At 69.2% G+C, this 17,827-nt stretch carries 17 protein-coding genes and 1 tRNA gene; 11 read left to right on the top strand and 7 right to left on the bottom strand.

Annotation, left to right across the window (positions count from 1 at the left end; translation table 11 throughout):
• Positions 1 to 15: 15 nt before the first annotated feature.
• The 9 genes from AAH991_RS13000 (at position 16) to araA (ending at position 11,666) form a co-directional block, all read left to right on the top strand.
• Positions 16 to 1,527, top strand: coding sequence for a sugar ABC transporter ATP-binding protein (locus tag AAH991_RS13000; RefSeq protein WP_346226037.1), 1,512 nt, complete (start codon positions 16 to 18; stop codon positions 1,525 to 1,527).
• A complete protein-coding gene (locus AAH991_RS12995) occupies positions 1,524 to 2,570 on the top strand; it encodes an ABC transporter permease (RefSeq protein ID WP_346226036.1) in 1,047 nt (348 codons plus the stop codon). The genes AAH991_RS13000 and AAH991_RS12995 overlap by 4 nt, the downstream gene beginning before the upstream one ends.
• A complete protein-coding gene (gene yjfF / locus AAH991_RS12990; RefSeq protein ID WP_346226035.1) occupies positions 2,567 to 3,556 on the top strand; it encodes a galactofuranose ABC transporter, permease protein YjfF in 990 nt (329 codons plus the stop codon). The genes AAH991_RS12995 and yjfF overlap by 4 nt, the downstream gene beginning before the upstream one ends.
• Before the next feature lie 157 nt (positions 3,557 to 3,713).
• Complete coding sequence (gene chvE, locus AAH991_RS12985) at positions 3,714 to 4,823, top strand: multiple monosaccharide ABC transporter substrate-binding protein (RefSeq protein ID WP_346226034.1); 1,110 nt, start codon at positions 3,714 to 3,716, stop codon at positions 4,821 to 4,823.
• 54 nt (positions 4,824 to 4,877) lie between these two features.
• Positions 4,878 to 6,407: a multiple monosaccharide ABC transporter ATP-binding protein gene (gene mmsA / locus AAH991_RS12980; RefSeq protein ID WP_346226033.1), complete on the top strand. Its 1,530-nt coding sequence runs from the start codon at positions 4,878 to 4,880 to the stop codon at positions 6,405 to 6,407.
• A 5-nt stretch (positions 6,408 to 6,412) separates the two neighbouring features.
• Positions 6,413 to 7,672, top strand: a complete 1,260-nt coding sequence (mmsB, locus tag AAH991_RS12975; protein WP_346226032.1) for a multiple monosaccharide ABC transporter permease — start codon at positions 6,413 to 6,415, stop codon at positions 7,670 to 7,672.
• A 210-nt stretch (positions 7,673 to 7,882) separates the two neighbouring features.
• Positions 7,883 to 9,532: a ribulokinase gene (gene araB / locus AAH991_RS12970; RefSeq protein ID WP_346226031.1), complete on the top strand. Its 1,650-nt coding sequence runs from the start codon at positions 7,883 to 7,885 to the stop codon at positions 9,530 to 9,532.
• Positions 9,529 to 10,188 carry an L-ribulose-5-phosphate 4-epimerase gene (locus AAH991_RS12965; RefSeq protein ID WP_346226030.1) on the top strand — a complete coding sequence of 220 codons (660 nt, stop codon included), beginning with the start codon at positions 9,529 to 9,531 and terminating at the stop codon, positions 10,186 to 10,188. The genes araB and AAH991_RS12965 overlap by 4 nt, the downstream gene beginning before the upstream one ends.
• Positions 10,185 to 11,666 carry an L-arabinose isomerase gene (gene araA, locus AAH991_RS12960; RefSeq protein ID WP_346226029.1) on the top strand — a complete coding sequence of 494 codons (1,482 nt, stop codon included), beginning with the start codon at positions 10,185 to 10,187 and terminating at the stop codon, positions 11,664 to 11,666. Before AAH991_RS12965 ends, araA begins: the two co-directional genes overlap by 4 nt.
• A 313-nt stretch (positions 11,667 to 11,979) precedes the next feature.
• On the opposite strand, the gene AAH991_RS12955 is transcribed toward araA, so the two are convergent.
• Both AAH991_RS12955 and AAH991_RS12950 read right to left on the bottom strand, forming a co-directional pair.
• On the bottom strand, positions 11,980 to 13,143 hold the full coding sequence (locus tag AAH991_RS12955; RefSeq protein ID WP_346226028.1) for a phytoene desaturase family protein: 1,164 nt from the start codon (positions 13,141 to 13,143) through the stop codon (positions 11,980 to 11,982).
• Positions 13,140 to 14,054, bottom strand: a complete 915-nt coding sequence (locus AAH991_RS12950; RefSeq protein WP_346226027.1) for an RNA polymerase sigma-70 factor — start codon at positions 14,052 to 14,054, stop codon at positions 13,140 to 13,142. Before AAH991_RS12950 ends, AAH991_RS12955 begins: the two co-directional genes overlap by 4 nt.
• Positions 14,055 to 14,147: 93 nt before the next feature.
• On the opposite strand from AAH991_RS12950, the gene AAH991_RS12945 reads away from it, so the two are divergent.
• Positions 14,148 to 14,223, top strand: a tRNA-Ala gene (locus AAH991_RS12945).
• 72 nt (positions 14,224 to 14,295) lie between these two features.
• Here the strand turns inward: AAH991_RS12945 and AAH991_RS12940 are convergent.
• The 5 genes from AAH991_RS12940 to AAH991_RS12920 form a co-directional block, all read right to left on the bottom strand.
• Positions 14,296 to 14,454, bottom strand: a complete 159-nt coding sequence (locus AAH991_RS12940) for a hypothetical protein (protein ID WP_346226026.1) — start codon at positions 14,452 to 14,454, stop codon at positions 14,296 to 14,298.
• The gene (locus AAH991_RS12935) at positions 14,451 to 14,831 is read right to left on the bottom strand and encodes a hypothetical protein (protein WP_346226025.1); all 381 of its coding nucleotides are present in this window, start codon (positions 14,829 to 14,831) and stop codon (positions 14,451 to 14,453) included. Before AAH991_RS12935 ends, AAH991_RS12940 begins: the two co-directional genes overlap by 4 nt.
• A gap of 106 nt (positions 14,832 to 14,937) precedes the next feature.
• Positions 14,938 to 15,867, bottom strand: coding sequence for a hypothetical protein (locus tag AAH991_RS12930; RefSeq protein ID WP_346226024.1), 930 nt, complete (start codon positions 15,865 to 15,867; stop codon positions 14,938 to 14,940).
• A 191-nt stretch (positions 15,868 to 16,058) separates the two neighbouring features.
• The gene (locus tag AAH991_RS12925) at positions 16,059 to 16,367 is read right to left on the bottom strand and encodes an AzlD domain-containing protein (RefSeq protein WP_346226023.1); all 309 of its coding nucleotides are present in this window, start codon (positions 16,365 to 16,367) and stop codon (positions 16,059 to 16,061) included.
• Entirely contained in the window at positions 16,358 to 17,125 is a 768-nt protein-coding gene (locus AAH991_RS12920; protein ID WP_346226022.1) for an AzlC family ABC transporter permease, read from the bottom strand. The genes AAH991_RS12925 and AAH991_RS12920 overlap by 10 nt, the downstream gene beginning before the upstream one ends.
• Before the next feature lie 67 nt (positions 17,126 to 17,192).
• On the opposite strand from AAH991_RS12920, the gene AAH991_RS12915 reads away from it, so the two are divergent.
• The gene (locus AAH991_RS12915) at positions 17,193 to 17,756 is read left to right on the top strand and encodes a helix-turn-helix domain-containing protein (RefSeq protein WP_346226021.1); all 564 of its coding nucleotides are present in this window, start codon (positions 17,193 to 17,195) and stop codon (positions 17,754 to 17,756) included.
• Positions 17,757 to 17,827 lie beyond the last annotated feature (71 nt).

The following is a 17,827-nucleotide window of genomic DNA, read 5'->3' as shown; positions in this document are numbered from 1 at the left end:
AGAGAGGGGCGCCGCATGGCCGCACCCGCGCCGATCCTGCGGATGAGCGGGATCGGCAAGCAGTTCCCCGGTGTGAAGGCACTGGACGGCGTCGACTTCCGGCTGTTGCCGGGCGAGGTCCACGCGCTGATGGGAGAGAACGGCGCAGGAAAGTCGACCCTGATCAAGGTACTGACCGGCGTGTACGACATCGACGCCGGCGAGATCGAGCTGGAGGGCAGGCGCGTCGTCTTCCACAGCCCGCTCGCCGCCCAGCACGCGGGGATCAGCACCGTCTACCAGGAAGTCAACCTCTGCACGAACCTGTCGGTGGCGGAGAACATCTTCATCGGCCGTGAGCCGCGCAGCTTCGGCCGGATCCTATGGAAGAAGATGCGCCGCCGGGCGGCGGAGATCCTCGCCCGGCTCGACCTCGACCTCGACGTGTCGGCCCCTCTGTCGTCGTACTCGCTGGCGATCCAGCAGATGGTGGCGATCGCACGCGCGGTGGACATCGACGCGAAGGTGCTCATCCTCGACGAGCCCACCTCCAGCCTCGACGCCGGGGAGGTCGCCCAGCTCTTCCGGGTGATGCGCCGGCTCAAGGAGGAGGGCATCGCGATCCTGTTCGTCTCGCACTTCCTCGACCAGATCTACGAGATCTCCGACCGGATGACGATCCTGCGCAACGGCAAGCTCGTGGGGGAGTACCTCACGAGCGAGCTCAGCCAGGTCGAGCTGGTCGGCAAGATGATCGGCCGTGAGCTGGCCGACCTGGAGAAACTGGAGGGCCGCCCGCCGGCCCGCGAGGCCGCGCCGCTGGTGGAGGCCGTCGAGCTGGGCCGCTCCGGGGCGATCGAGCCGTTCACGCTCACCATCCACGAGGGCGAGGTCGTCGGCCTGGCCGGGCTGCTCGGCTCGGGCCGTACGGAGGTCGCCCGGCTGCTGTTCGGGGCCGACCACGCGGGCACGGGCGCGCTGAAGATCGGCGGCGAGCAGGTCAGCTTGCGCACGCCCCGGGCCGCGGTCTCCCGGAAGCTGGCCTTCTGCTCGGAGAACAGGCGCGCCGAAGGGCTCGTCCCCGACCTCACCGTCCGGGAGAACCTCATCCTCGCCCTGCAGGCCGCGCGTGGCTGGACCCGGCCGATCCCGCGGCGCAGGCAGGACGAGCTGGTCGACAAGTACATCGCCGCGCTGAACATCCGCCCGGCCAACCCCGACCAGCTCATCAGGAACCTCAGCGGCGGCAACCAGCAGAAGGTGCTGCTGGCCCGCTGGCTCATCCTGGAGCCCCGCCTGCTCATCCTCGACGAGCCGACCCGCGGCATCGACGTCGGCGCCAAGGCCGAGATCCAGCGCCTGGTCGCCGAGCTCTCCGACGGTGGGATGGCCGTGCTGTTCATCTCCGCCGAACTGGAGGAGGTGCTGCGGCTCAGCCACAAGGTCGGCGTGCTGCGCGACCGCAAGCTGGTCGCCCAGATCGACAACGACGAACGCCTGACCACCGACAGCCTGACGGAGACGATCGCGAGCGGAGCTCGGTCATGAGAGGGTTCCTCAAACATCGCCTGTTCTGGCCCCTGCTGATCCTGGTGGCGCTGCTGGCGCTGAACCTGTTCTTCACCGACAACTTCTTCAAGGTCCAGATGAAGGATGGGCACCTCTACGGCAGCCTGATCGACATCGTCCGGTTCGGCGCTCCGCTGATCCTGGTGTCGCTCGGCATGACGCTCGTCATCGCCACCAGCGGCATCGACCTGTCGGTCGGTTCCGTCGTGGCGATCGCCGGCGCCCTGGCCTGCCTGCGCATCAGCGACCTGTCGGACCAGAACTCGGTGACCGGTGTGCTCGGGGCCGTGGGCCTCGCGCTCGTGCTGTCGGTGGTCCTCGGCGCGTGGAACGGCTTCCTCGTCGCGGGCATCGGGATCCAGCCGATCATCGCGACGCTGATCCTGATGGTCGCCGGGCGCGGTCTGGCGCAGCTCATCACCGACGGCCAGATCACCACGGTGAACAGCTCGCCGTACAAGCTGATCGGCGGTGGTTACTGGCTGACGCTGCCGTTCGGCATCATCATCGTGGCGGTGGTCCTCGCCCTCACCGCGTTCCTCACCCGGCGGCTGGCGCTGGGCCTGCTGATCGAGTCCGTCGGCGGCAACGCCGAGGCGAGCCGGCTGGCCGGCATCAGCGCCCGCGGCGTGCTGATCATGGTCTACACCTTCTGCGGGCTGTGCGCCGGCATCGCGGGCCTGATGATCAGCTCGAACGTCTCCAGCGCCGACGGCAACAACGCCGGCCTGTGGATCGAGCTGGACGCCATCCTCGCCGTCGTCATCGGAGGCACCTCGCTGGCCGGCGGCCGGTTCTCCCTGAGCGGCACCGTGCTGGGCGCCCTCATCATCCAGACGCTGACCACCACGATCTACTCGATCGGCGTTCCGCCGGAGACCACGCTGCTGTTCAAGGCGCTCGTGGTGACCGTGGTCTGCCTGATCCAGTCCCCGGCCTTCCGCGCGAAGGTCTTCCAACGCCGCATGCGCCCGGTCGAGGCGCGCCCGGCGACCGAAGAGAAGGTGAGGGTCTCGGCGTGACGAGCATCACCGGCCTGCCGGGCCTGCGTCGCGCGGTCCCGCAGAAGTACATCCCGGTCCTGGTGACCGCGGGCCTGTTCGTGGCGATGTTCGTGGCGGGAGGCATCCGCTACGAGAACTTCGCCACCGGGCAGATCATCCTCAACGTCTTCATCGACAACGCCTTCCTGCTGGTGGTCGCGGTCGGGATGACGTTCGTCATTCTCACCGGCGGCATCGACCTGTCGGTCGGGTCCGTCGTCGCGCTCTCCACCATGATCGCGGCGAGCCTGCTGAAGGACGGCTGGCCGGCGCCGGGGGTCATCGCCCTGGTGCTGGTGATCGGCGCGGTGCTGGGCCTGGGCATGGGCGCGATCATTCACTACTTCGAGATCCAGCCGTTCATCGTCACGCTGGCCGGGATGTTCCTCGCCCGCGGCCTGTGCTACACGATCAGCACCGACTCGATCCCGATCGAGAACGAGACGTTCACCGCGATCGCCCAGACGCGGATCGGCCTCGGCGGCGACCTGTCGGTCTCCCCGAGCGCGCTGATCGCCGTCGTGGTCGTGCTGATCGCGGCGTTCGTGCTGCACTACACCCGGCTCGGCCGCAGCGTCTACGCGACCGGCGGCAGCGAGCAGTCGGCGCTCCTGATGGGCCTTTCGGTGGCCCGCACGAAGATCGCCGTCTACACGATCAGCGGCTTCTGCTCCGCCCTCGGCGGCCTGCTGTTCGCCTTCTACTCCCTGTCGGGCTACGGGCTCAGCGCCGTCGGCATGGAACTGGACGCGATCGCGGCGGTCGTCATCGGCGGCACGCTCCTCACCGGCGGCAGCGGCTATCTGCTCGGCACCGTGCTCGGCGTGCTCGTGCTCGGCCTGATTCAAACGATCATCAGTTTCGAGGGCACGCTGAGCTCGTGGTGGACCAAGATCTTCATCGGCGTGCTGCTGTTCGCCTTCATCCTGCTGCAACGGCTGTTCCTGGGTCGCTCACGCCGGTGAGCACCGCGACATGCCGACGATGCGTCTATAGATTTGGCAAAGATGCAGGTCACACCAGTGAACTTTGAGTCGATTTGGTAGGTTCTGTGAACCCACTCCCTCCATCGGCAGCAGCCACACCCAGCTCTGCCGTGCCCTCACCAACAAGGAGAAGCACATGAGATTGGCACGTATCGGGGGCGTGGTGTCCGCCATCGCGGTCGCCGTGACCATGACGGCCTGCGGCTCCAGCCAGAAGACGGTGGACGCCCAGGCCTCGGCGTCCACCGCCGCCGGCAACGCCGGCGCCCTGATCGGCGTCACCATGCCGACGAAGTCGTCCGAGCGCTGGATTCACGACGGCGACAACGTCAAGCAGCAGCTCGAGAAGCTGGGCTACCAGGTCGACCTGCAGTACGCGGAGAACGACATCCCGACCCAGGCGAACCAGATCGAGAACCAGATCACCAAGGGCGCCAAGCTCCTGATCATCGCCTCGATCGACGGCACCGCGATCACCTCGCAGCTGCAGCAGGCCGCGGACAACAAGATCCCGGTCATCGCCTACGACCGGCTCATCCGCAACAGCCCGAACGTCGACTACTACGCCACCTTCGACAACTTCAAGGTCGGCGTGCAGCAGGCGACGTCGCTGCTGAAGGGCCTCGGCGTCGAGGACGGCAAGAAGGGACCGTTCAACGTCGAGCTGTTCGGCGGCTCGCCCGACGACAACAACGCGACCTTCTTCTGGAACGGCGCCATGTCGGTGCTGCAGCCGAAGATCGATGACGGCACGCTGGTGATCAAGAGCGGCCAGACGGACTTCAAGCAGGCCGCCATCCTCCGGTGGGACCCCGCCACCGCGCAGAAGCGCATGGAGGACATCCTCACCAAGACCTACACCGGCGACACCAAGGTCGACGGCGTGCTCTCCCCGTACGACGGGCTGTCCATCGGCATCCTGTCGGCGCTGAAGAGCTCCGGTTACGGCAAGCCGTACCCGATCGTCACCGGCCAGGACGCCGAGCTTCAGTCGGTCAAGTCGATCATCGCCGACGAGCAGTACTCCACCATCTTCAAGGACACCCGCAACCTCGCGGAGCAGACCGTGAAGATGGCCGACGCGGTGCTGAAGGGCGGCAAGCCCGAGGTGAACAACGACAAGGACTACAACAACGGCGTCAAGGTCGTCCCGTCGTACCTGCTGGACCCGGTGATCGTCGACAAGGGCAACTACAAGGACGTCCTCGTCGGCAGCAACTACTACACCGAGGACCAGCTCAAGTAGGGGATCCGGGCCCGGGGAGGCGTCTCTCCGGGCCCTCCCTGAGCGAGGGGCAATATGACCGAGCACATCTTGCGGATGAGCGGGATCACCAAGACGTTCCCGGGAGTGAAGGCGCTACAGGACGTCAACCTGTCCGTGCGGCGGGGCGAGATCCACGCGATCTGCGGCGAGAACGGCGCGGGCAAGTCGACGCTGATGAAGGTGCTGTCCGGGGTGTACCCGCACGGCGAGTACGAAGGTGAGATCACCTTCGAGGGCAGGCGCTGCGAGTTCGGCGGCATCCGCGACAGCGAGCACGCGGGCATCGTCATCATCCATCAGGAGCTGGCGCTCAGCCCGCAGCTGTCGATCGCCGAGAACATCTTCCTGGGCAACGAGCGGGCCAAACGCGGCGTGATCGACTGGAACCGCACCAACTACGAGGCCGGCGAGCTGACGAAGCGGGTCGGCCTGCGCGAGAATCCGACGACGCTCATCTCCGACATCGGCGTGGGCAAGCAGCAGCTCGTGGAGATCGCCAAGGCGCTGTCGAAGGAGGTCAAGCTCCTCATCCTCGACGAGCCGACCGCGGCGCTCAACGACGACGACTCGGCGCACCTGCTCGACCTGCTGCGCGGGCTCAGGGACGAGGGCATCACCTGCGTGATCATCTCACACAAGCTCAACGAGGTGATCGCCATCGCCGACGCCGTCACGATCATCCGCGACGGCCGCACCATCGAGACGCTCGACATGGCCGGCGACGACGTGACCGAGGACCGCATCATCTCCGGCATGGTCGGCCGCGCTCTCGACAACCGCTTCCCGGTGCGGGAACCGGCGATCGGCGAGGAGGCGTTCCGGATCGAGGACTGGACGGTCTACAGCCCCAGCCAGCCCGGCAGGAAAGTGGTCGACGGGGCCTCGCTCAGGCTGCGCCGCGGGGAGATCGTGGGACTGGCGGGGCTGATGGGCGCCGGACGCACCGAACTGGCGATGAGCGTGTTCGGGCGGACGTACGGGACCCACATCTCCGGCAGGATCTTCAAGGACGGCAAGCCGATCGAGATCCGCACCGTCCAGGACGCGATCAAGCACGGCATCGCCTACGCCACCGAGGACCGCAAAAGGTACGGCCTCAACCTCATCGAGGACATCAAGCGGAACGTCAGCGCCGCCGGACTCAGGGGCCTGTCCCGGCGCGGGTGGGTCAACGAGAACGAGGAATTCCGCGTCGCCGAGCAGTTCCGCAAGAGCATGAACATCAAGGCGCCCGGCGTCAACAGCGTCGTCGGCAAGCTGAGCGGCGGCAACCAGCAGAAGGTCGTCCTCTCCAAGTGGATCCTGACCGAGCCGGACGTGCTCATCCTCGACGAGCCCACGAGGGGCATCGACGTCGGTGCGAAGTACGAGATCTACACGATCATCAACCGCCTGGCCGACCAGGGCAAGGCCGTACTGGTGATCTCTTCTGAGCTGCCTGAGCTGCTTGGCCTGTGCGACCGCATCTACACGCTCTCCGAGGGGCGCGTCACCGGGGAAGTGCCGCGCGGGGAAGCCACGCAGGAACGCCTCATGTATCTCATGACCAAGGGACAGGAGTAGCTCGGATGAGCAGCATCACGCCCGCCGACGTGCAGGTCGGCGCCAAGGGCGACGGGGGATCGCCACGGCAGCCGGGACGGGTGTCGCTCGGCGGACTGTCGATCAACCTGCGCTCGAGCGGTATCTACATCGCCTTCGCGCTGATCATCGTGCTGTTTTCGGTGCTGACCGACGGCGCGTTGCTCCAGCCGCAGAACATATCCAACATCATCGTTCAGAACTCCTACGTCCTGATCCTCGCGATCGGGATGATCCTGATCATCATCGCCGGGCACATCGATCTGTCGGTCGGCTCGGTGGTCGCGGTCACCGGGGCGCTGGCCGCCGTGCTCATGGTGAACATGGGCATGCCCTGGCCGCTGGCCCTGCTGATCACGCTTGTCGCCGGCGGGCTGATCGGGGCCTGGCAGGGATACTGGATCGCCTACTTCGGCATCCCCGCGTTCATCGTGACTCTGGCCGGCATGCTGCTGTTCCGGGCGCTGACCCTGACCGTGCTGGGCAACCAGGGCATCGGCCCGTTCCCCGACCAGGTCCGCACGCTGGCGAACGGCTTCACCGACGGCTACCTCGGCAACATCGGCCTCGGTCCGCTCGGCGGCGCGGACCTGTTCAGCCTGTTGATCGGCCTGGTCGCGATCGCCGGCATGGTCGTGGCGCAGTGGCGCACACGCAATGCCCGGAAGGGCTACGGCCAGACGGTCGAGCCCGTCGCGTTGTTCGCGCTGAAGATGGCCGCCGGAGCCGCGCTGATCCTCTTCGTCGTGGTGCAGCTCGCCCGCTTCAAGAACCTGCCATGGGTGCTGGTGCTGCTGGCCGTGCTCGTGCTGGGGTATTCGCTGATGGCCAACCGCACGGTGTTCGGCCGGCAGATCTACGCGATCGGCGGCAACCTGCAGGCGGCCGTGATGTCCGGCGTGAAGGTCAAGTCCGTCGTCTTCTGGATTTTCGTCAACATGGGCGTGCTCTCGGCCATCGCCGGCGTCATCTTCGCCGGCCGGCTCAACCAGGCGGGTCCGACGGCGGGCAACAGCTTCGAGCTGGACGCGATCGCGGCGGCCTTCATCGGCGGCGCGGCCGTGCAGGGCGGCGTGGGCAAGGTCGTGGGTGCGATCACGGGTGGTCTGATCATGGCGGTGATCAACAACGGCATGTCCCTGATCGGCTCGCCCAGTGAGCGGGTCATGCTTGTCAAGGGCGCCGTCCTGCTCGCCGCCGTGGCGTTCGACGTGTGGACCAAGCGCAGGGCAGGTGCCTCACGCTGATCGAATAAGTCGCCGACAGGAAACCTATCGAGGGCAGGATCGACGCCTGAAGCCCGCTCTGCAGCACGCAGGTCGTCATCGCATCGAGGTGCTGGTGAGATCAGCGCGGGCCCCACCGCGACGAGCACCTGCTCCTGAGAGCCGGCTTGGTGGTGAGGCCGAAGCCCCTGGACATGATCCGGACGCCCCCCAAAGTCCCTGGAGTTCAATGTGAACGCTAACAACAACCGCTATGTCATCGGCGTCGACTACGGCACGCTGTCCGGGCGCGCGGTCGTCGTGCGGGTGAGCGACGGCGAGGAGGTGGGCGGCGCCGTCCACGAGTACGCCCATCGCGTGATCGAGGACGCGCTGCCGGGCTCCGGCGTCCGCCTCGGCCCCGACTGGGCCCTTCAGTCGCCGGCCGACTGGATCGACGTGCTTCGGCACGCCGTGCCGAAGGCGCTGGCCGCCGCCCAGGTCCCGGCCGAGCAGGTGATCGGCATCGGCACGGACTTCACGGCCTGCACGATCCTGCCCGCGACCGCCGACGGCCACCCGTTGTGCGAGGAGTTCCCCGAACGTCCGCACGCCTGGCCGAAGCTCTGGAAGCACCACGCGGCGCAGCCCCACGCCGACCGGATCAACGCGCTGGCCGCCGAGCGCGGCGAGTCGTGGCTGCCGCGATACGGCGGCAAGATCTCCTCCGAGTGGGCCTTCGCCAAGGGCCTGCAGCTGCTGGAGGAGGACCCGGAGCTGTACGACCGGGCCGACCGCTGGATCGAGGCGGCCGACTGGATCATCTGGCAGCTCACCGGGGTGGAGACCCGCAATGTCTGCACCGCCGGGTACAAGGCCATCCACCAGGACGGCGGCTATCCGTCCGAGGACTTCCTGGCCGCGCTCAATCCCGCCTTCTCCGGTTTCACCCGGAAGCTCGGCCAGGATCTCGCTCCGCTCGGCGGCCTCGCCGGTCACCTGACCGCGCGGGCCGCCGAGTGGACGGGGCTGCCCGAGGGCATCGCGGTCGCGGTCGGCAACGTCGACGCCCACGTCACCGCCGCGGCGGCCGACGCGGTGCGGCCGGGGCAGATGGTCGCCATCATGGGCACCTCGACCTGTCACGTCATGTGCTCCGACCAACTCGCCGAGGTCCCCGGCATGTGCGGCGTCGTCCGCGACGGCATCGTCCCCGGGCTGTGGGGCTACGAGGCGGGCCAGTCCGCCGTGGGCGACATCTTCGCCTGGTACGTGGACAACTGCGTGCCCGCCTCCTACGCGGAACGGGCGGCGGAGGCGGGGACCGGCCCGCACGAGTACCTGACCTCCCTCGCCGCCGAGCAGAAGGTCGGGCAGCACGGGCTGGTCGCGCTCGACTGGCACGGCGGCAACCGCTCGGTCCTGGTCGACCACACCCTGTCCGGCGTCATCGTCGGGCAGACGCTCGCGACGCGCCCGGAGGACGTCTACCGCGCCCTCATCGAGGCCACCGCGTTCGGCGCCCGGACGATCGTGGAGACGTTCGAGGCGTCGGGGGTGCCGGTCGAGGAGTTCGTGGTCGCCGGCGGCCTGCTCAAGAACCGTTTCCTCATGCAGACGTACGCCGACGTGCTGCGCCGCCCGCTGTCGGTGATCGGCTCGGACCAGGGGCCGGCCCTCGGCTCGGCGATCCACGCCGCCGTCGCGGCGGGCGCCTACCCCGACATCACGGCCGCCGCGGCGGCGATGGGCAAGCGCGAGGCCGCCGCCTACGTGCCCGACGCCGGGCGGGCCGACGCCTACGACCGGCTGTACGCCGAATATCGCAGGCTGCACGACCACTTCGCGGACGGCGGCATGCTCCACCGGCTCCGCGCGATCAGGAACGAGGCCAGTGCATGATCGATGACCTTCGCGAAACCGTTTGCAATCTCCACGCCGAGCTGGTGCGGTACGGCCTGGTGGTGTGGACGGCGGGCAACGTCTCGGGCCGGGTGCCCGGCGAGGACCTGTTCGTCATCAAGCCCAGCGGCGTGTCGTACGACGACCTGACCCCCGAGTCGATCGTGGTCTGCGACCTCGACGGCAACCTCGTCGAGGGCGACCTGGCCCCTTCCAGCGACACGGCCGCGCACGCGTACGTCTACCGGCACATGCCGGAGGTGAACGGCGTGGTGCACACCCATTCCACGTACGCCTCGGCGTGGGCGGCCCGCGGTGAGGCGATCCCGTGCGTGCTCACCGCGATGGCCGACGAGTTCGGCGGGGAGATCCCCGTCGGGCCGTTCGCCCTCATCGGCAACGACGACATCGGCAAGGGGATCGTCGAGACCCTGACCGGGCACCGCTCCCCGGCGGTGCTGATGCAGAACCACGGGGTGTTCACGATCGGCGAGTCGCCGAAGGCGGCGGTGAAGGCCGCCGTGATGTGCGAGGACGTGGCTCGCACCGTGCACATCTCCCGCCAGCTCGGCGAGCCGCTGCCGATCGCCCAGAGCGACATCGACAGCTTGTACGACCGCTACCAGAACGTCTATGGACAGAGGAGTCACCTGTGAGGCTATGGTTTCTGACCGGCAGCCAGGGCCTGTACGGCGAGGAGACGCTGCGGCAGGTGGCCGAGCAGTCCCGGCGCATCGCCGAGCAGCTGGGCGAGGCGCTGCCGTTCGAGCTCGAGTGGCGGCCCGTGCTCACCGACGCGGCGGCCATCCGCCGCGTGTGCCTGGAGGCCAACGGTGACGACGACTGCATCGGCCTGATCGCGTGGATGCACACGTTCTCCCCGGCCAAGATGTGGATCGCCGGGCTTGACGCGCTGCGCAAGCCGCTGGTGCACCTGCACACGCAGGCCAACGTGGAGCTGCCGTGGAGCTCCATCGACATGGACTTCATGAACCTCAACCAGGCCGCCCACGGCGACCGCGAGTTCGGCTACATCCAGACGCGCCTCGGCGTGCCGCGCAAGACCATCGCCGGGCACGTCAGCGACCCGTCCGTGGCCGGGCGCATCGCCACCTGGGCGCGGGCGGCGGCGGGCCGGGCGGAGGTCGGCTCGCTGCGCCTGGCCCGGTTCGGCGACAACATGCGGGACGTCGCCGTGACCGAGGGCGACAAGGTCGAGGCGCAGCTGCGGTTCGGGGTGTCGGTGAACACCTACGGGGTCAACGAGCTGGTCGAGGCCGTGGACGCCGCCGCGGACGCGGACGTGTCCGCGCTCGTGAAGGAGTACGAGGACCTCTACCGGATGGCGCCCGAGCTGCGCGCGGGCGGGGAGCGGCACGAGTCGCTGCGGTACGCGGCCCGCATCGAGCTGGGCCTGCGGCACTTCCTGGAGGGCGGGGGCTTCAAGGCGTTCACCACGAACTTCGAGGACCTGGGCGGGCTGCGCCAGCTCCCCGGCCTGGCCGTGCAGCGGCTGATGGCCGACGGCTACGGCTTCGGCGGCGAGGGCGACTGGAAGACCTCGGTGCTGCTGCGCACGCTCAAGGTCATGTCGGCGGGCCGGCCCGGCGGCACGTCCTTCATGGAGGACTACACCTACCACCTCACTCCGGGCGAGGAGCTCATCCTCGGCGCGCACATGCTGGAGGTCTGCCCGACGATCGCGTCCGACACCCCCGCGTGCGAGATCCACCCGCTGAGCATCGGCGGGCGGGAGGACCCGGTGCGGCTGGTGTTCGACGCCGCCCCCGGCCCCGCCGTGGTGGTCGGCCTGTCCGACATGGGCGAGCGGTTCCGCCTGGTGGCCAACGAGATCGACGTGGTCGCGCCGCCCGAGCCGCTGCCCGCCCTGCCGGTCGCCCGGGCCGTGTGGCGCCCCCGGCCCGACCTGCGCACCTCCGCGGAGTCGTGGATCACAGCCGGCGCCCCGCACCACACCGTGCTCTCCTCGGCCATCGGGTCCGAGGAGCTGACCGACTTCGCCGACATGCTCGGCGTCGAGCTGCTCGTGATCGACGAGGCGACCACCTCCCGCCAGTTCGTCAAGGAACTGCGGTGGAACCAGGCCTACTATCGGCTCGCGCAAGGCTTCTGACGCGTGATGGGCGGCCTGGCCGCCCTCACGCTCGGAGCAGAGGCACTCGTCCCGTCTGCCGCCTCGGCGGCGGACGAGGGCCTCGTGGTCCGGTACGGGCTCGACGAGACCTCTGGAAGGACCCGGGCCACTCGGTCATCGGCTCGACCGTGAGGGCGTCACGCAGGCCGAGTACGACCGGCTGCTCTCCGCTCTCGGCTGATCCGGGCTTTCGGCTGATCCGGGCTTTCGGCTTGTCCGGGCCCTCGGCTGATCCGGTCCCGGTGATCACACGGGCCCTTCCCCGGCGGGGGAAGGGCCCGTTTCGTTTGCGTCAGGCGGCCCGCCGGGACCGCGATCGGGAGGCGAGGGCGGCCCGGGCCGCCGCGAGCGCGCTGGTGACCGAAACCTCGGCCAGCAGGCCCGGTGCGGCCACCTGGTCGCCGGCCAGCCAGACGCCGTCGCCGCGCTCGACCGCCGGGCGGTCGCGCCACGAGGCGCCGGGCAGGTCGAGGGCGCCGGTGCGGCCGGCGGCGATCGACTCACGGCGCCAGGTGACCCGGTCGCGCCAGCCCGGCAGGGCGAGGTCGGCGATCCGCTCCAGCCGTGCGAGCGCCGTCCCCTTCGCCTCGCCGGGGCGCACCGGCAGTTCGAGCTGCACCAGGCTCTCCCCGCGGGGGGCGACCGACCGGTCGGGCAGCGAGTAACGCTCCAGGAACCCGCCCTCGTCCAGGTCGCTGACGAGGAACAGGTCCCGGGGGTGCGCGCGCAACCCGAGATCGAGGAGGACCCCCCGCCCGCTCTCCCAGCGCAGCGAGCCGTCGCCGAGCAGGCCGCGTGCGGCGTCGAGCGAGGTGGCGACGATCACCCGTCCGTCCGGCAGCCGGTCCACCTTCGACCCGGTCTCGACGCGCACCCCCAGGTCGCGGGCGTACGCCGCCATCCGGTCGATCATCCGTCCCCAGCCGCCGACCAGATACCGTACGGCCGGATACCGCGGGGCCGCGACGCGCAGGAGGCGCTCCCAGACGAACGCCGCCGACAGCCTGCCGGGGTCGGCGTCGTAGGTCACCACTCCGGTCGCCCCGGCGGCCATCCGGGCGGCCTCCTCGCCGAAGTGGCGCGTGGCCCAGGACCCGAAGTCCTCCTCCACCGGCGCCCGGAGGCCGCGCCGGGCGGCCATCCGCAGCAGTGCGGCCGGAGGCCGTCCGGTGAGCCTCCCGTCGCGGCGGAACCGTGCCCGGAGCAGGTGCCCCGGCCGGGGCAGCGCGTACGGCCGGACCAGCCTCCGTTCGTCCAGCCACCGCCACGGCGGGCCGTCCGCGTAGAGGGCGTGGACGCCCTCGTTCGCGACGTACGGCGCGGCGGTGGACCGGGCGCGTCCGCCGAGGGTGTGGTGCGCCTCGTGCAGGACGACGGACGCGCCGCCCTCGGCGCAGGCGATGGCGGCGGTCAGCCCGGCGAGCCCGCCGCCCACGATCGTGATGTCGTCTCTCATGCACTTGCGGACGCGTCCGAGACCCCGAGCCGTGACATCTTCTCGGGATTGGCGATGAGATAAACGGTGCCGACCAGTCCGGCGGTGACCACCAGCGAGACGACGGTGACGGGCCGCCCGTCCAGCCGGGCGACGATCGCGGGCCCGCCGTTGACGTCGGCGATCTCCAGGTCCATCTCCACGCCCGGGGGAGCCCCGATGGACGCCAGGAAGCGCCGGCGGCCCCCGGGGCTCGCGATGGCGAGGAGGAACCGGGCGACCGGCACGGCCCCGGCCAGCTCCCGCAGCGGCGCCCGCGCCTTGCCGCCGCCGTCGCCGACGAGGCGGACGTCCGCGGTGAGCAGCGCCGTCAGGGCCTCGACGTCCCCCTTCTCGCAGGCCGCCACGAAGCGCTCGGTGATCGTGCGGCGCTCGCGCCGGTCCACGTCGAAACGCGGCCTGCGTTCGCGCACGTGGTCGCGGGCGCGCCGGGCGAGTTGCCGTACGGCGGGCTCGCCCCGGCCGAGGAACTCGGCGATCTCGGCGTGGGAGAAGCCGAACGCCTCCCGCAGGACGAACACGGCCCGTTCCAGCGGGGACAGCGTCTCCAGCACGACGAGGAGGGCCAGCTCGAGGCTGTCGGCGCGTTCGGCGGGATCTGCGGCGTCCGGCGCGGCGACGACGGGCTCGGGCAGCCAGGGCCCGACGTACGCCTGCCGCCTGGCCCGCAGCCGGCGCAGCCGGTCGATGGCGAGGTTGGTGGTGACGCGCACGAGGTAGGCCTTCGGGTCGGCCACCGACGTGGCGTCCACGTCCGCCCAGCGCAGCCATGCCTCCTGGACCACGTCCTCCGCGTCCGCGGCGCTGCCGAGGATGCGGTACGCCACGCCGACGAGCAGGCTCCGGTGTGCGGTGAAGACTTCGATGGTCATGTCATGCCAGACGTATCACGCCCACCGCTGTGTGACGTCGGCTCGTCCGGTTACCACCCTCGCGCGGACTCCTATACACTGACTGCGTCGCAAGGGGCTATAGCGCAGCTGGTAGCGCACTTCCATGGCATGGAAGGGGTCTGGGGTTCGAATCCCCATAGCTCCACCACACTCGAAGGGCGGTCGATCCGACCGCCCTTTTTCGTCGCCCGCTTTCCGCGCCGCCCGGGAGACCGGAGCCTCAGGGACGACGATAGGGCGACTGTTCGGATCGCAGCACGTGGCCGGCGCCCATCCGCGGACCGTTCCTGCCGAGCAGGCGGGAGATCGCGGCCGCGGCCACCACTCCCACGGTGCCGACGCCCATGAGGACCGTGGAGACGGTCAATGCGATGTTCATCGTCCCGCCGTCATTCCGATGCAGATGCCGCTGGCAAGGATGGTGAGAGGAAAGAAGATCAGGGACAGGGTCACTATGGCGGCGGGCTGGGCGACCGGCACCTGCGTGTACGCGACCGAGTTGGCCAGGCAACACAGCAGGCAGAAGAAACCGGCGATCACCTGCAGCATGTCGCCTCGCCGGGTCGAGGACGAGAAGAACAACTCGCCCATGGCTCCGGCGGACATGGCCGCCGACGAGATGAACAGTTGTCCCCGGGCCAGGGTCGTGATCACGCTGAAGCCCTGTACGGACAAAGTCGCCCGCAACGTGTCGAAGACGAGCGGCATCAGGCCGATTATCACGCCGAACAGGATCCACAGGGTGAGCCGTGCCACGACGGCGCGCCGCCTGTTCGGGGGAGAGGTGTCGACCGCTGGGGCGACGTTCTGGAAAGGTGCGACCATTTGTATCCCTGCCGGGCGATGTCGAGGGCTCGTTGCGTCAGACGTTCGGCTGCTGGAGAGGCGGCAGGCTGTAGTAGCCGCGTATCCTGTCGGCGAGCAGACGGGTCGCGCTGTCGGCGACGTGGACACCGTTCTGATCCAGGGTCACCCCGATGAGATATTTGTTCTCGTCTATCCGGCAGTAGTAGACGGCGCCCCTCTCGACGTCCAGGACAGTCCGGATGAGCACCCCTCCCTCGGCGTCCGCGAGGAAGTCGTTGAGGCCGTTGATGAGCCAGCCCACCTGCTTCCCCACGTTGATGTAGACGTTCCTCCTCTGGTCCTTTCCGGTGTCGCCGAAATAACGTGCGAGCAGGGGATGGTTCAGGATGTCGGCCGACAGCAGTATTCCGTCGCGAGCACATACCTGCACGTAATGGAGGCCCTCGACGTTCAGTTCCGGTCGGCACAGAAGGATCAGCTCACTCACGTCCTGCGGCGAATGCCGGTATTCATGGACGGTGAGATGCTCCTCGGGGGTGAGAGTCTCGTCCACGGGGCGATATCCCGCATCGGCGGCGGGCCCGCTCGGGAAGGGCGCGATGTGGACGCTTCTCATGTCGAGATACACGAGCGACAGCGACAGGCCGAAGACGAAGAGTCCCCCTCCCAGCGTCAGCCCACCCGCGACACCGAGGTCCAAACCGCCGGAACCGTCGTCGCCTCCGGTCAGCAGAATCGCCCCGATCCCCATGTTCAGTAGGCCGATCAGTACGAGCGGAATCAGCATCAGGGAGTAGATCTGCGTTCTTCGCGCCAATCTCTCCGCTCCTCTGGCCAGCGCCAGCAATATCGCAAGACCGAGGACCTGCAGCACCACACGGGCCGGGCTGAAAGTGCTCCTGACGGCCGCGATTATCAACTCGATGGCCACTGGAGTCGCCAAGACCAGGAGCAGGACGGCGAGCCTGATGCGCCATGCACTCACGAGATCTCCGACTGATCAAGGCCGTACCGGCGCTCTGCGGGAGGGGTGATCACGTCTCCGCTCGATTCTCGCGGCGTGATTCGTGGTCATCGATTAGATCGTCGCAGTCCAGCACCTGTTACAGCGCGAACGCGAAAGGTGGCGGTCTGGCATTCAAGATGGCCGTGTTCTTCCCTGAAAATCGGATATGCCTACTCAATACCGCATAGACGCAGCAAAGCGGTGGTGGCGGCGGCGAGGACGACGACCAGGGGGAACGGCGCCTTCCGCAGCGCGAGGATCCCGGCGGCGAGCACCCCGGCGAGCCTGGCCCAACCGGCGAAGCCGTGCCCCTCGGTGAGGGCCGAGGTGGCCACCAGGGCGACGAGCAGCACGGTCGCGGTGACGGACAGCAGGTGACGCAGGCGTCCGGGCAGCCGGAGCCTGTGGTGCAGCACCGGACCCGCCAGCCGGAACGCGTAGGTGCCGGCGGCCAGCGCGAGGACGGCGATCAGGGGCATGAGACCTCCGAACCGGAGGGGGCCCGCACGGTGAGCACGAGACCGGTCAGGGCGAGCAGCACCGGCAGGCCGGCGGGCAGGAACGGCGTGGCCGCCACCGCGACGGCCGCCCCGAGCAGGGCGGCGTTCCGCTCGGTCCGCGCGGCTCGCTCGGTCCGTGCGGCGTTCCGCTCGGTCCGCGCGGCTCGCTCGGTCCGTGCGGCTCGCTCGGTCCGCCCGGTGAGCGAGGGCAGGACGAGAGCCAGCAGCACCGCGGGGAAGGCCGCGTCGAGGCCCAGCGCGGCCGTGTCGCCGATGCCGCGCCCGGCCAGCGCGCCGAGCACGACGGCCGCGTTCCAGCTGACGAACAGACCGAGCCCGCAGGCCCAGAACGCGGCGTGACGCCGGCGGGGATCGCCGTCGCGCAGCACGAAGGCCACCGCCTCGTCCGTCATGAGGTGCGCGCCGGCGAGCCGCGTCCACCACCTGCCGCGGAGGACGTCGCCGACCGCGAAGCCGAACGGCAGCAGGCGTGCGTTCAGCACCAGCCCGGCCGCGACGGCGGCGATCGGCGCGCCGCCCGAGAGCACCACGCCGACGGCGGCGAACTGGGCGCCTCCGGCGAACACCAGCAGGGACATGGCGACCGGCACCCACGGAGGCAGGCCGCCGGACACGGCGATCGCGCCGAACGCGGCGCCCACCACGGCGTCGGCGAGGCAGACCAGGGCGATGTCGCGGAGCGTGCCGCGATCGAGTGTTCGCCATAGCGAATGCATGTCCAGTACAGTGAACAAAACTGAGTGGGTTCGTCAAGTCGAACGATAGGAAGTATGGAGCGAACACGTGGCTGAGAAGGCGTCCTTCGACCTGATCGCGCTGATCGCGGCGTCGATCCGCCGGGAGCGTGAGCGTGCCGGTCTGTCGCTGACCGAGCTGGCGAAGCGGGCGGGCATCGCCAAGTCCACGCTCTCGCAGCTGGAGTCGGGCGCGGGCAACCCGGGCGTGGAGACCCTGTGGGCGCTCGGGGCCGCGCTCGGCGTGCCGTTCAGTCGCCTGGTGGACCCGCCGCGCACGGTCGTCCAGGTCATCAGGGCGGGGGAGGGCCCCGCCACCTACTCGGAGCAGGCCAGCTACGGGGTCACACTGCTCGCCTCCTGTCCGCCGCACGCCCGGCGCGACCTCTACCGCATCTCGGCCGAGCCGGGCCCGCCGCACAGGTCGGACCCGCACCGGCCCGGTACGACCGAGCATCTGGTCATCGGAACCGGCCGGGCATCGGCCGGGCCGGCGGAGGAACCGGTGGAGCTCGGGCCGGGGGACTACATCGTCTATCCCGGAGACGCGCCGCACGTCTTCGAGGCGCTCGAACCCGGCACCACCGCGGTGATCGTCATCGAGCACATCTAGATTGACAACGATCTTTGACACAATCGCCAGCCGAAAAGCCCATTTGGCCGGGGAATGTCTTGACTTGTTGG

Source organism: Microbispora sp. ZYX-F-249 (assembly GCF_039649665.1).
GTDB lineage: Bacteria > Actinomycetota > Actinomycetes > Streptosporangiales > Streptosporangiaceae > Microbispora > Microbispora maris.
This window is presented reverse-complemented; position numbering and strand designations above follow the sequence as displayed.

Bases quoted from the DNA above. Each gene is read 5' to 3' on its own strand.
- AAH991_RS12955 (WP_346226028.1), bottom strand. From the start codon at position 13,143: ATGAGAGACGACATCACGATCGTGGGCGGCGGGCTCGCCGGGCTGACC.
- chvE (WP_346226034.1), top strand. From the start codon at position 3,714: ATGAGATTGGCACGTATCGGGGGCGTGGTGTCCGCCATCGCGGTCGCC.
- mmsA (WP_346226033.1), top strand. From the start codon at position 4,878: ATGACCGAGCACATCTTGCGGATGAGCGGGATCACCAAGACGTTCCCG.
- AAH991_RS12920 (WP_346226022.1), bottom strand. From the start codon at position 17,125: ATGCATTCGCTATGGCGAACACTCGATCGCGGCACGCTCCGCGACATC.
- mmsB (WP_346226032.1), top strand. From the start codon at position 6,413: ATGAGCAGCATCACGCCCGCCGACGTGCAGGTCGGCGCCAAGGGCGAC.
- AAH991_RS12965 (WP_346226030.1), top strand. From the start codon at position 9,529: ATGATCGATGACCTTCGCGAAACCGTTTGCAATCTCCACGCCGAGCTG.
- AAH991_RS13000 (WP_346226037.1), top strand. From the start codon at position 16: ATGGCCGCACCCGCGCCGATCCTGCGGATGAGCGGGATCGGCAAGCAG.
- AAH991_RS12995 (WP_346226036.1), top strand. From the start codon at position 1,524: ATGAGAGGGTTCCTCAAACATCGCCTGTTCTGGCCCCTGCTGATCCTG.
- AAH991_RS12950 (WP_346226027.1), bottom strand. From the start codon at position 14,054: ATGACCATCGAAGTCTTCACCGCACACCGGAGCCTGCTCGTCGGCGTG.
- AAH991_RS12925 (WP_346226023.1), bottom strand. From the start codon at position 16,367: ATGCCCCTGATCGCCGTCCTCGCGCTGGCCGCCGGCACCTACGCGTTC.
- AAH991_RS12940 (WP_346226026.1), bottom strand. From the start codon at position 14,454: ATGAACATCGCATTGACCGTCTCCACGGTCCTCATGGGCGTCGGCACC.